Source organism: Actinomyces ihuae, assembly GCF_001457875.1.
Taxonomy (GTDB): domain Bacteria; phylum Actinomycetota; class Actinomycetes; order Actinomycetales; family Actinomycetaceae; genus Pauljensenia; species Pauljensenia radingae_A.
This window is the reverse complement of the sequence record NZ_CZPX01000005.1, coordinates 1,263,528-1,276,731: the sequence shown is the minus strand read 5'-3', so window position 1 is coordinate 1,276,731 and position 13,204 is coordinate 1,263,528. Positions and strand designations below refer to the sequence as shown.

The window sequence follows — 13,204 nt, the reverse complement described above, 5'->3', positions numbered from 1 at the left end:
GTACGCGCCTGTGCCCCGCCCGCCTCACCGCGTCCCTGCTGGCGCACCGAAGCGCAGCCAACGTACGGTAGATAGGTGCACGTACCGTCAGACGGTGAAAGCTCTCACCGCACTCCGCTCGTTCGCCTCATCGTGGCCGTCATTTTCACGGCCGCAATTGCCGGCATTACCGGATGGTTCTTTTCGCATCTGCTTCACCTGATCGAAAGACTCGCCTACGGTGAGAGCGCAACCTTCATCGAGGCTGTCCTGTCAACCGATTCGTCCAGACGCGTCATATTTCTTGCTCTGGCAGGTGCGATCGGCGGGATTTCCTGGGCACTGCTGCACCACACCAGACGAGGGATCGTCACCGTCACCCAGGGTGTCAACGGGGCGAAAATGCCGCTCTTGACCACATTCACGCACGCGACCACACAGGTTGTCATTGTGGCGCTCGGTGCGTCCATCGGCCGGGAAGTGGCACCGCGTGAAGTATCCGCAGCCCTGTCAGGATGGTGCTGTGACCGGTTGGGACTGAGCGCGCAGGATCGCCGCCTGATCGTCGCATGCGGCGCAGGCGCAGGGCTGGCCGCTGTGTATTCAATTCCCATTTCAGGAGCAATTTTCGCCCTGGAAGTTCTGATCGTTTCTCTGACCCCGCGGGCATTGTGGTGTGCATGCCTGATCTCGGGCCTGTCTGTCCTGGTCGCCCAAGGCCCCATCCGGCCCGAACCGTTCTACACGGTCACCGCACCCACTTCAACACCATCACTGCTGCTGTGGGCACTCATCGCCGGCCCGATCTTAGGTACAGCAGGCTGGGGTTTCAGTCGCCTGGTGAAACGCGCTGAAGACCTGCGCCCGACAACCCCGCTGCTTCTAGTCACCTTGCCTGTAATCTTCACACTCGTCGGGCTCATCGCCGTGTGGATTCCGCAGGTCATGGGTAATGGTCAGGCCACTGCTCAGGCGGGATTCGACGCGCATTCCCTGGCCGCCCTCGTCCCTGTCCTGATCATCACGTGTGCCAAGGCCATCACAACGCTGGGCACAATCGCATCAGGGGCATGGGGTGGCACGCTGACACCGGGTATCGCACTGGGAGCCGGATTCGGCGCCGTCGGTGGACTGGCGTGGTCGACGATGTTCCCCGACATTTCAATCACTGCCTGCGCGCTGATCGGAGCGATGTCATTCCTGGGCTCATCGATGCGTGCGCCGCTCACCGCACTCGCCCTTGTGCTGGAGTTTACGCATCAAGGGGCAACTATCCTGGTTCCGGCACTCATTGCACTCGGATTGTCGTGGGCCATCACCTGCGCATTCACGCGCCTGAGCGAGGCGTCACACCCGACCGCATAGTCGACGAGGTTCACACTCAAACGGGTAGCCGACGAGGCTTACACCCAGCCGGCCAAGCCGGTGCGGGCGACCTCCTCGAACGTGTCGATACATCCGGGCAGATCGTTGCCCCATGGCACGTAGTGGAACTGCGAACCGCCAGCTTCGATGAAGGCATCACGGTTCAGGCGTGCGATCTCATCAAGCGTTTCGATGCAGTCTGCGACAAACCCGGGGCAGATCACGTCCACTCTGGTGGTGCCCACTGCGCCAAGTTCCCCCATCGTGTCGATGGTGGCGGGCCCAATCCACTTGGCCGGCCCAAAGACGGACTGGTAGCGGGTGAGTACCCACTGTGGATCCAAGTTGAGGCGCGATCGCAGCAGTTCAGCCGTCGTTTCACACTCGTCGCGGTACACGTCTCCGTCGCGGTGCATCGCCTCGGGTATCGAGTGGAAGGACAGGACGAGTTTGTCGCCACCTTCAAAATCGGGCCGGCCGCGCGCATCCCAGTGATTAACGAGGGCGGCCGCGAGCGCCTCGATATACACCGGGGCGTCATGGAAGGAGCGAATGGTGCGGATCTCCAGTTGATTGCGAGCGTTCAGCATGTCGCGGGCAACTTCATCGATGACAGGCGCGGTAGATGAGGAGGCGTACTGCGGGTAGGCGGGAATGATGAGGACGCGCTGCACTCCCTGATCACGCAGCTGATCAAGCACGCTGCGGATCGATGGTTCGCCGTAGCGCATGGCCAGGTGCACGTCGGCAACATGGTCGAGGCGCGCAGCCAGTTCGTCGCGCTGACGCAGCGACCAGTACATCAGTGGTGAGGAGTTCGACTCGGTGTGCCAGATCGACTCGTAGAGTTTTGCAGACCGTGCAGGGCGCACCCGCAAGATGATGCCTTCGAGGATCGGTCGCCAGATTGCTGGAGGCATTTCAATGATGCGCCGGTCGGAGAGGAATTCACGCAAGAAGGGGCGCACAGCCCGGGCTGTGGGTGCCTGCGGCGTTCCGAGGTTGGCCAGGATCACTGCGGGTCGTTCGGCTCGAGCGTTTTCTGACACAGCTAAAGATTTCGTCACGATGTGTACTGTACGGGAAAAACTATGTTCAATGCGAACTCACGCGCCCCACAGTAGGCTGACGACCATGACCCCCACAGCCCCGGCTTTTCTCTCACGCTACCGTTCACCCATCGGCACCTGGACACTGGCTTTCATAGGTGGTGACCTCGTCGGACTGTGGTGTGAGGGGGCGAAGCATTTCGGCTCCACCATCGCCGGCATGACGCACACCGATGACATCAGTGAGCTGGAGCCACCCTCGTCAATCAAGACGCAGAACAACCTGACCTGCACAACGCGCTGGCTGGACACCTACTTTGCCGGCCACATTCCCGACGAGGTGCCTGCGCTGCGCCTGGTCGGCACTGATTTCCAGGTCAGTGTGTGGCGCGAGCTCCTCGCAATTCCCTACGGGCAGACGACCACGTACGGTGACCTGGCCGATGCTGTTGCTGATCAGCGAGCCAGCGGGCTGGCACGTCAGGCTGGTCAACTGACCTGTCAGGCTGGCCGGCCGGCACCTCAGGCTGTCGGGCAGGCTGTCGGGCGCAATCCCATCTCCCTCATCGTCCCGTGTCACCGTGTCGTGGCGGCAGATGGTTCGTTGACGGGATACGCTGCGGGAACTGACCGCAAGGCGTGGCTCCTTGAGCTGGAAGACGCTCAAATCGCTTCATGAGCGGCGAGCCAGCGTACGGCCGCATCGGCCAGTCGCTCAGCATGGTCGCGTGATTCCTGGGTCCGCAAGTTAATGATCGAACGCTCGATCTGGCGTGTGCGTGAAAGGTCATCACTGTGAGAATCAAGTTCGTATGTACGCGGGCTGCGCACACCGGGGAAGAGGAGAGGCCGATACCACCTGCCCGGATAGAAGCCCTGTGACTGCAGCGCACTGAACATGTCTTCTGGGTCGATAGGCTGACCGGACCCATCGCGCTGGAGGATCACAGGGAAGCGGATCAGCGGCATCGATGCGGTGACAGAAGCCGGGACCGTTGCGGCGGTGTGGATTGCTGACAATGCACGCAGGTAGTGGCCGGTTCGCTCGGCCAGTTCACGTTCAATGGCATCCACACCCGCGAGTGCTTCGCTCATGTGGTCGAGCACCCAGCGTGAGGGTGCGTACGGTCTTCCGTTGGATCCGCCCTGCCATTGCGTGTCAGCAACTGGCGGGTAGAAAAGGTGTGCGGCCTGAGCCGCACTTCGCAACCTGCCTGAGAGCCCTGATGGCAGGTGAGAGTAGGCGCGATCTTGCAGGCGATAGGTCCGAATTGCCGTGTCGAGAGTAACTCGAGGCTGAGGCAGGTTCGTCAGTGCACGGACGAGGAGCTGGCGCACAGGCACATCAACCGTGTCGGGATTGAGCCACAGTGCGGCACCGAATTTCGTGGGCAAAACCTTTTCCGCGCCGAAAGAGTGAATCGAAATATCCGCGAGGGGACGCCGCGTCTGCGGATCGGTGGCCATGCGTCCGACGCAATGTGCGCTGTCTTCAACAACAAAGGCGTCCGCTGCGTGCGCCTGATCCACGATCACCTTGGATGCGCCATCGTCCACGATACCGAAGGTGTGCTGGAGGACGATCGCCCCCGTCGAGGGCGGGAACGTCAAGGTCTGTGGGTCGATCGAGAGCGTGTCGGGCGAAATATCGGCGTACCGCGGGAGCATACCCGCGGACACAATCGGGTTAATTGCCGTGACGCGCGTGAACGCCTGCGTCACGACGTAGCGGGCGCGCCGCGCCTGCCGGATCGCATCAAAGGCCAGGTGCATGACGTGGCGTGCGGGCGCACCTGCATGACGCTGGGCAGTACGGTCACGCCGTATGAAGTCAAGCACTGAAGGGGTCAGCAGATTCTCACCGAATTCTCCCCGTGTTTGCACCTGAGATGGGGCTCCGGCCGGCCTCCCTCGTCAATTAAGTGAGGCGCGAATGGCGGTCAGGCGTTTTCGACGTCCTCATCTACCCAATTGAAGGTGCGTGTGACGGCTTTCTTCCACAGGCGGTAGTTGCGGTCGTACTCGTCGCGATCATCGCCTGGTTCCCAGCGCTTTCCTTCCGACCAGTTGTCGATGACGTCCTGCTCGCCCTCCCAGTAGCCCACGGCAATGCCTGCTGCGTATGCGGCGCCTAGCGCTGTTGTCTCCAGGACTTTCGGGCGAACGATCGGCACACCCAGCTGATCGGCCTGGAACTGCATAAGCAAATTGTCATTCGTCATGCCACCGTCGACGCGCAGCTCCTTCAACGCAACACCCGAGTCCGCTTCCATCGCGTCAAAGACTTCGCGGGACTGGAAAGCGGTGGCTTCTTCAACTGCACGGGCCAGGTGTCCCTTGTTGTTGTATCGCGTCAGCCCCACGATCGCGCCACGTGCATCGTCCTTCCAGTACGGTGCGAACAGGCCGGAAAATGCGGGTACGAAGTACACGCCACCATTGTCATCAACTGTTTTCGCCAGGTCTTCAATGTCTCTGGAGTCCTTGATGATTCCCAGATTGTCGCGCATCCATTGAACCAGTGAGCCTGTTACGGCAATCGAGCCTTCCAGGGCGTAGACCGGCTTGTTGTCACCGATCTTGTAGCACACGGTGGTGAGCAGACCGTTTTCTGAAAAGACCGGCTCCTCACCGGTGTTCATGATGACGAAACAGCCCGTACCGTACGTGTTCTTTGCCATGCCTTTGTCGAAGCACGCTTGCCCAAAGGTGGCGGCCTGCTGGTCACCAAGGATTCCAGCGATCGGAGTGTCAATCAGCAGCCCGTTCTTGCGACCGTATCCGTAGATTTCAGAAGAGGAGCAGATTTCAGGAAGCATCGACATAGGGATGCCGAAGTCCTCGCACACGTCTTCTCGCCACTGGAGTGTGCGAATATCCATCAGCATGGTGCGCGACGCGTTGGTGACGTCAGTCTTGTGAGCACCTCCGTTGACGCCGCCGGTCAGGTTCCACAGTGTCCAGGTGTCGGTGGTGCCGAACAGGAGGTCACCAGCTTCGGCGCGTTCGCGGACTCCCTCGACGTTGTCGAGGATCCATTTGATCTCAGGGCCTGCGTAGTAGGTCGACAGGTCGAGACCGCAGATGTCGCGGTACTTTGACTTCCCTTCGTCACCTGCAAGCTCACGAATGATTTGCGATGTGCGCGCGTCTTGCCACACGATCGCGTTGTAGACGGGTTCGCCGGTGTTCTTATCCCACACGACAACGGTTTCGCGCTGGTTCGTGATGCCGACGGCTGCGATCGCGTGCCTGTTGATTTCGGCTTTTTGCAGGACGTCCGCGACGCAGATGCGAATGTTGCTCCATATTTCGAGTGGATCGTGTTCAACCCATCCGGGCTTCGGGAAGATCTGCTCGTGTTCCTTCTGACTGACGGCCACGATCTGCCCATCGTGGTTGAAGATAATGGCTCGTGAGGACGTCGTGCCCTGATCGATGGCAAGTACGTAGTGTTCTTCCGCGGTCTTCTCAGTCATTGCGTCTCTTCCTGTCGTCCCTTTCCTATCAGTGACAGCCTCAGGCCTCACTGCCTGCACATACATGATAGAGCGCATCTCGCGTGCAATCAGCCCGTACTGCGACGAGGGAGGCCGCGTCTGGTCAGTTTTACCGACGAGGGCGGCTGGCCAAAACCGTCTTGCCAACGAGGAACGGGCGCACGCTGAAGCACAGAGTCTTCCAGCGCGCGCCCGTCTGACACGGAGATTCAACAGCTCAGAACTGATGCACCTCCTGAGTTCAGTGGATTCCTCGGCGGCGGTACCAGAGCAGGCCAGCGCCCAGGGTGATCATCAAAATGCTCGCTCCTACAGCACCTCCAGCCGTCGCCCCCGTGTTCACGATGGTCGGCGGTGACGGTGGTGTACCCGGCGGAGGCGGATTCTTCGAGTTCGTGATGGTGAATCCGTCAGTCGCAGTTCCTGTGATGCGGGCACTGAAGCCGTCAACTGGTGTTTCCTTGACTGTATAGACGATGGGCGCGGAGCCGTCTGCATTGAACATTTCAAGGTCGGCAAATGTGCCTGACCAGGAGTTGTCTGCTGAGAGAGTGAGTTTCTGTCCAGTTGGCTCACCGTCAGCCACAAGTTCAACGTCAATGGACTGTGGGATATCGTCACTGAGCGCTGCGCCGTCGTGGTTCACCCATTTCTTCGTCACGGGAACAGCTGTGAGGGCTCTGTTTGTGATCGTGAAGCCGTCCACGGCGTTACCAGCCACTACCGACCGATACCCAGGAACCTCAACCTCACGCACCGAATACTCAACCAAGACGCCATGGTCAAACTTCGGCAAATCCTTAAACACACCGGACCACGAATTATCCGCCGACAAAGTCAACGTCGTGCCAGTCGGCTCCCCACCAGTCAACAACTCAACCACAACACTGCCAGGACGTTCACCCAACGCATCCTCACCATCAAGCCACGACTTCGACACACCCACAGAGGTGAGGATCCGGTTCGTCAGCGCAACACTGTAGGTCTTCTGCTTGTCATCCGAAGTTTCTGAGACCTTCATGGTGTAACCGTCCGCGCCGCTTTCCTTGAACTTAAGCGGGATGCGTTCACCTGTTGCGGCATCGACTAAGGTCTGAGGATTGGGGAAGTTATCGATAGTTGTTTCCCAGTTATTTGCCTCCGACAGCTCGATACCTTTGACGACCTCTACATCATCAACGAGGACGTCCAGCGTAATTCTGTCTGGGCGCACACCCGGGTCATCGTTGCTCCAAGATTTCTTGATCTTGAGTTTCCAGGCATCTTCACCAAAGAACAATTGTCCGTTGTTGGCAATGCCTCCACCGCTAAATCCCATGTCAGTGGCGAGGTTATTTTCGATTCTGACAGTGGCAAGACGTTCAGCCAGTCGCTTTGCCTGATCACTCGGAACCGACTTAAAGGCCTTATTCACTGTGTAGAGTTTGTTATTCTCCACCCGCTTGTTGTCGCCGCCTTGCACGTATCGCGGTTCTTGCTGCTCTTGCGGCCAGTTCAAGCGCTTACCGAAAATCGAGCCATCCTGGTACCACATTCTCTCTGCACCACCAAGCATGCGCTCGCCTATGAAGACAGGGTGGCCTTTCTCCGGCTCAGCCGCGCCAAAAGTATGCTCAGCGACGCTTGCAAAATCGTCTCCTGCACCTTTGTATTCCTTATTACGCCCAACATCTGGGGCAGAATTATCGAAAATCGCGACGCCCTTGGTGATGTTCAAGGTGGTTGTGCCCGTTGCGCAGTTCCACACACCGCCACCCTGCGTGCTGGGAAGGTGATTTCCTGCCCCGATAAGGAATGCGTCTTTGGTTGCATTGCCGCGGATCAGAGAGTTCTCAATGGTAAGAATCGAATCGGAATCGTTGTAGATACCGCCACCGCCCCAAAAGCCCTTCGCAACGTTGTCGTGTACGTAGCCGGCTTTCATCGTTACCTTAGCTTCACCGTAGAACGCGAGTCCGCCTCCAGCTTTCAGGGCCACGTTGTGCGCAAATTCTCCTCCGCTGATCGTGGCTTCGCCACCACCGAGAGCGATTCCTCCTCCGTGACCACTAGCAGTATTGCCTTCGACCGTGCCGCCGGAGATTTCCACATCTTTGCCACCACCGAGCGCGATCCCTCCTCCGAGACCTTTAGCAGTATTGCCTTCGACCGTGCCGCCAGAGATTTCCACATCTTTGACATCATGGATGTACATGCCGCCGCCCTGACCGGCGTAATCACCGTTGGTGTTTTCCTGGACAGTTCCGCTCGTGAAGTTGAAGCTATCTCCATTATCAATCGCGATTCCTCCGCCAATTTCGGTGGTATTTTTTGCGATTGTCGTTCCATCAAGCGTGACGTTGGCAAAACTCGCATACACGCCTCCACCGAATCCTTTATATTTGGGATGAACCGCATCATTGCCGGATATTTCCCCACCGGTCAAGGAAACGGGTACAGGAGCACCTTCAGCTCCCCAAATGCCTATCGCACCACCACGCTGGTAGCCGTGGTTCTCCTGAAGAGTTCCGCCGGCAATGCTGACACCGTCACCGCCGTAGATCGTAATCGGTGCGTAGAGGCCCTCATTCACCCCTTCAGGCAGGGTGCCGGAGGTATCAGTGACATTGTTCCTCGAAAAGTCAGCGCTCCCAGTCATGTTGAATTCGCCGTCTTTGACGAAGATGACAGGTCCGGTGAGCGATGTGTCGTGGACGGATCCGTCAGTGAAGTCCAGCGTTCCACCGTTCACAACGATTCGTGAGTTCGTGAAGGAGGGGCCGGCAAGCGTGAGGCTCCCGCCTTCGGCCACAGTCACTGTGTCGGCGCCCACTCCCGTGACAGTTCCACTGCCCGTGAGAGTCAGTCTCGCACCCTCCGGAACAACGAGCGGTTTGTCTGCTGTCGCACTGACATCACTGTCAATCGCGACTGTGGTCTCAGCACCTGGCGTCGCCTGGGCTGCCTGGGAAACGATTGTGTCCCATGAGGGGGGCTCCTCTGCCCTCGCAATCCCACTGGGTGTCAGTACAACAGCGAGGGAAACAGTAAGGAGACTGGTCACAAGCCTTAAAACACTACGCATGTCGTCATTCCGATCCCAGCGAAAATTCCTCAAACTATTCGATCATCTCACTTTTCCACCTTTCTCGTGTGTGAATTCCTGCATAGCGGTAAATTGCTTGCGTCTGACCCAGCCTGGCTTAACGTCAGAGCAAAAGGACTCCCTTGGGGTATCTACCGACTTCACAGCCCATCCACTCGCCACGGACCCTGGCCACATTTCGAAACAGGCGCACGACAGCCCTCGACATTCCAGCTCGCGACATGTTCGGATACAAGCCGGGCGATGATGTCCTTCTCCTTGCTGACCCCGAACGCGGCATTGCGATTCTGCCGGCCGATCAGATCAACAAGCTTCTTCCCCAGACACCACCACATGTTTCCTAAGCGAGAATCCATGCCCGCCATTGTGTGCACAGACGTCCGGCGCACCTTTGCCGACGTCATCGCTCTTGACAACATCTGCCTGACCGTTGAGAAACACCAGATTTTTGGCTTACTTGGACCAAATGGATCAGGAAAAACCACCCTGCTCAATCAGATTCAAGGCCTCGACACTCCTGATTCGGGCCATGTGGAAGTCCTAGGCTACGACCCTGCCGATAGTCATGCGCAGCTGGTTCAGCACCTAAGGAGTCAGCATCAGGAGGCGGCACTACCGCCTCGCCTGACGGTGCGCGAAACCCTCGACCTCTTCGCCGCCTTCTACTCTCACCGCCTCAACTCAGCGCAGCTCATCAGCGACCTCCTGCTCGATGACAAAGCCGATGCACGTGTGGAGAAGCTTTCCGGCGGGCAGCGTCAGCGCGTGCTCATCGCGCTCGCCCTCATCCACCAGCCGGAACTGCTGCTGTTCGACGAACTCACGTCCGCCCTCGACCCTCATACGAAGCACTCCATATGGAACATTCTTCGCACCCTGCGCGAGGCAGGCAAAATCATCGTGTTGACTACTCATTCGATGGAGGAAGCCGCACAGATCTGCGATCGGATCGCCATCATGGATAAGGGACACATTCTTGCTGAAGGAAGTCCGAATGAACTTATCAACCGATACGCGCCGCACCAGACCTTGACACTGTCCACCCACATCCCCTTAAACGAAGGAACACTCGCGACGCTCCACAGATATGGAGCCACCCCTCACGCAGGCCAATCCGACTCGCAGACCACGTGGGAAGTTACGGGCGAGGAGGATGTGGTCGCACAGGTTGCAAGAGATCTAGTCAATGAAGGAATCAGCGTCACCGACATGACGTTCAAACAGCCCACGCTCGAAGACGTCTTCCTGCTGCTGACACACGCCACTGAAAAGGAGGACGGGCGATGATGCGCGGATACCGGGCGCTCACTCGCGCCCTCTTCACATCGCAGCTGCGCGAACCCGCGGCAGTGTTCTTTCTTCTCATCTTCTCTCCCGGACTCTTGCTGGTGCTGGGCCTTATTTTCGGCAACCAGAGCATCCCTGAGTTCGGCGGACAAGGGCCCATCGACTACATGCTGCCTGGTGTGATGGTGATGTCAACGCTCATTATCGGGACAACTGTCATCCCTCACAATCACACATTCATGCGGTCCTCCGGCTTACTCACGCGACTTCGCATGACCCCTCTATCTGCCGTCACCTACCTGGCATCCGACATGACTGTCAATTTCGTGCTCGGCATGGTCGGGCCAGTCACCGCATTCATCACCGCCGTGCTGATTTTCAAGGCGAAAACACCGAGCAACACGGTCGCACTGCTCGCAGCAGTCATCATGTGCCAGGTCGCGATGCTTGCTTTCGGTTACGCACTGGCGGCATTGCTCCCTAGCCCCGGCGCAGCCACAGGTCTGGGGAATATGCTGATGATTCTGCTCATGATGACATCGGGCGCGTTCTTCCCCGTTGATTCATTGGCACCCGGTGTCCGCAAGTGGTTGACCGCATCTCCCTCGTACCACATGGCACGGCTTGTCCACGCTTCCTTTTCCGGGGACTCATGGCCAGTCGCCAGCGTTCTGGTGGTCTGCGGCCTCACCGCGCTCACTCTGGCTCTCGCCACGCTCACTATGACATGGGGTTCGCCCAGAGTCTCCTCTCGTTGACCTTATATCCGCTCAGCAAATGGAGCTGCTCTAGCGCAGCGGTCGAGGTTTCTTCTGTTGAGGCGAACGGAAGTCGGGTTATAGGACATCTGGCATACGCGAAGACCATCTGCCAATCTGCAGACAGTGACAGCTGGTACGAACGACAATGAGCACACGGACAAACACCAGGGAGGAAAATGCGGGCCAACTTATGATCAGTGCCCGCCGGACCCCAGATCGCCAGCGGGCACTGATGCTCTTGTATCCTTGCCCTGTCAGATATTCTGACAGATTCGACGGTGCGCCTCCCATATTTCGTCGGGAAGATCGTGGAACTGGTTCAGATACTCTTCGCGGTTATCCAGTTCTTTGACCCATAGTTCACGGTCGATAGTCAGGATCTTCTCCAGGTCTGCGCGCGATCCTTCAAAACCATCGAGGTTCAATTCGTCGACCTCTGGAACGATTCCAACGGGTGTTGAGCGCCCTGTCACTCGACCATCCTTGAGGTCAAGCAACCACAGCAATGCCCGGAGGTTGTCACGATACCCCGGCCACAGGAAATGCCCATCCTCATCATCGCGGGCAAACCAGTTGACGTGAGCGAAAACCGGTTGGTGGGTCGCCTTACCGAGGATCTTGAGCCAGTGAGCTGCATAATCACTCTCGGGATAGGACATGAACGGACGCATCGACATCGGGTCGTATCGAAGAACACCTTCTTTGCCTTCTGCCGCGAACGTTGCCTGAGCGCCCAGGGTAAGACCATCGTAAACGCCTTCAGCAAGATCTGTAATTGCCCGAATGAGGGGCTCGCGGTTGGCTACCCTGCCGCCAAAAATGATTGCGTCAATCGGCACACCCTTCGGATCTTCATAGTCGGGAGCAACGTTCGGGACGTTGCGCAGCGAAGTGGTGAATCGAGCATTCGGGTGTGACCATTCGCAGCCCTTTTGCGATGAGCGCTGCTCTTCCTTGGGACGATCGCTGATCAGCTTACCTGTCCAGTCGTACCATCCTGTCACGTCCTCCGGGTAGTCAGGGGTTTTACCTTCCCACCATACTTCCTGCCTGTCCGGGTTGTATGCAACGTTGGTGAACAGCGCACGGCTCCCAGGACGGATCGACTCCATAGCGGTCGGATTCGACTTCCAGTTCGTGTCTTTGGCAACGCCGAATGCTCCGTATTCTGGATTCATACCGTATACGCGCCCGTCGTCGGGATCGACCCGCAGCCAGACAATGTCATCCCCGTAGAAGAACACTTCGTAACGATCGCCGAGGGCGTCTGGCGCCAACATCATTGCCAGATTTGTCTTGCCTGAAGCTGACGGGAAGCCGCCGCACACGTAGCGTGTCCGATCAGTCACCTTATCGTGAATTCCGATGAGCATGAACTGCTCGGCAAGGAACTTCCCCGACACCCAGCCGTCGTATGAAGCCTGACGCAGGCCGTGGGCGATCTTGCCCAGCAATGCGTTACCGCCATAGGCAGAACCAAAGTGTTCAATGGTGCGCTCATCCGCAAGGGTGGCAAACAAGCGCTGGTCATCCGCAGTTCCCTGTCCCAGATTCTCTATATCTCCCGTGACATGGATGGCGCGCACAAACTCACGAGGCTGATTGTCAGTGTTGACGTACTCGACCCCGACGCGTGCCATGCGAATCATCTGCAGGACAACAATCCGGTTGTCGCTCAGCTCAACGCCTCGTGCCCACACTTCGAGCGCGGAGCCAGGAGGAGCCATCAGATACGGCACAACGTACATGGTTTTTCCATGCAGGGCACCGTGCATATGCGACCGCTGACGCTCATCCACCTCATCAGCATTGTGCCAGTTATTGAAAACACCCTGGTCGCTTTCCCTATGCGTGGCAACCACCGTTCGTTCCTCAGAACGCGCAGTGTCTTTGTAGTATGAGCGCGAATAGTACGTTTCTTTTCCTGCCGGAAAGATCTCACCGGCTTCCAGCGCCTCCTGTATCAGTCGCTCGTCGTCACTGGCACTGATCACCTCAATGGCATCTGGTTGCGTGATTTCTGCCCATTCGCGCACAAAACCAACCACATAGGGATTTGTCACGCCGCCAGCGCGGAGTGCTCCTTGAACGTCACACATCCTCATCGGACCCCTCTCCAACTTTATTTCGGCTACCCCAACTTTATCTTTTGGGTATCCTAACTATAGCGATTTCAAC

At 58.0% G+C, this 13,204-nt stretch carries 10 protein-coding genes; 5 read left to right on the top strand and 5 right to left on the bottom strand.

Going from position 1 to position 13,204, the window contains the following annotated elements; genetic code table 11:
* Positions 1-75 precede the first annotated feature (75 nt).
* Positions 76-1,344: a chloride channel protein gene (locus BN3002_RS10220; protein WP_082628653.1), complete on the top strand. Its 1,269-nt coding sequence runs from the start codon at positions 76-78 to the stop codon at positions 1,342-1,344.
* 38 nt (positions 1,345-1,382) lie between these two features.
* Here the strand turns inward: BN3002_RS10220 and hemH are convergent, their stop codons facing one another.
* Positions 1,383-2,414: a ferrochelatase gene (gene hemH, locus BN3002_RS10215; protein WP_058237740.1), complete on the bottom strand. Its 1,032-nt coding sequence runs from the start codon at positions 2,412-2,414 to the stop codon at positions 1,383-1,385.
* A gap of 64 nt (positions 2,415-2,478) precedes the next feature.
* Here hemH and BN3002_RS10210 point away from each other — a divergent pair, with 64 nt between their 5' ends.
* Positions 2,479-3,072 carry a methylated-DNA--[protein]-cysteine S-methyltransferase gene (locus tag BN3002_RS10210; RefSeq protein WP_058237739.1) on the top strand — a complete coding sequence of 198 codons (594 nt, stop codon included), beginning with the start codon at positions 2,479-2,481 and terminating at the stop codon, positions 3,070-3,072.
* On the opposite strand, the gene BN3002_RS10205 is transcribed toward BN3002_RS10210, so the two are convergent.
* The 3 genes from BN3002_RS10205 to BN3002_RS10195 form a co-directional block, all read right to left on the bottom strand.
* Positions 3,057-4,277, bottom strand: a complete 1,221-nt coding sequence (locus BN3002_RS10205) for a DegT/DnrJ/EryC1/StrS family aminotransferase (RefSeq protein WP_058237738.1) — start codon at positions 4,275-4,277, stop codon at positions 3,057-3,059. The two genes, BN3002_RS10210 and BN3002_RS10205, sit on opposite strands and share 16 nt — an antisense overlap.
* A gap of 56 nt (positions 4,278-4,333) precedes the next feature.
* Positions 4,334-5,872: a glycerol kinase GlpK gene (gene glpK / locus BN3002_RS10200; RefSeq protein ID WP_058237737.1), complete on the bottom strand. Its 1,539-nt coding sequence runs from the start codon at positions 5,870-5,872 to the stop codon at positions 4,334-4,336.
* A 262-nt stretch (positions 5,873-6,134) separates the two neighbouring features.
* On the bottom strand, positions 6,135-8,936 hold the full coding sequence (locus BN3002_RS10195) for a Cna B-type domain-containing protein (protein WP_058237736.1): 2,802 nt from the start codon (positions 8,934-8,936) through the stop codon (positions 6,135-6,137).
* Positions 8,937-9,100: 164 nt separating this feature from the next.
* Here BN3002_RS10195 and BN3002_RS11370 point away from each other — a divergent pair, with 164 nt between their 5' ends.
* The 3 genes from BN3002_RS11370 to BN3002_RS10180 are packed head-to-tail and all read left to right on the top strand — an operon-like array spanning position 9,101 to position 11,023.
* On the top strand, positions 9,101-9,322 hold the full coding sequence (locus tag BN3002_RS11370; RefSeq protein ID WP_257525642.1) for a hypothetical protein: 222 nt from the start codon (positions 9,101-9,103) through the stop codon (positions 9,320-9,322).
* Positions 9,312-10,265, top strand: coding sequence for an ABC transporter ATP-binding protein (locus BN3002_RS10185; protein ID WP_257525640.1), 954 nt, complete (start codon positions 9,312-9,314; stop codon positions 10,263-10,265). Before BN3002_RS11370 ends, BN3002_RS10185 begins: the two co-directional genes overlap by 11 nt.
* Positions 10,262-11,023: an ABC transporter permease gene (locus BN3002_RS10180; RefSeq protein ID WP_257525638.1), complete on the top strand. Its 762-nt coding sequence runs from the start codon at positions 10,262-10,264 to the stop codon at positions 11,021-11,023. The genes BN3002_RS10185 and BN3002_RS10180 overlap by 4 nt, the downstream gene beginning before the upstream one ends.
* A 257-nt stretch (positions 11,024-11,280) precedes the next feature.
* Here BN3002_RS10180 and BN3002_RS10175 read toward each other — a convergent pair whose 3' ends face one another.
* Positions 11,281-13,131, bottom strand: a complete 1,851-nt coding sequence (locus tag BN3002_RS10175; RefSeq protein WP_371935779.1) for a phosphoenolpyruvate carboxykinase (GTP) — start codon at positions 13,129-13,131, stop codon at positions 11,281-11,283.
* Positions 13,132-13,204: the final 73 nt, after the last annotated feature.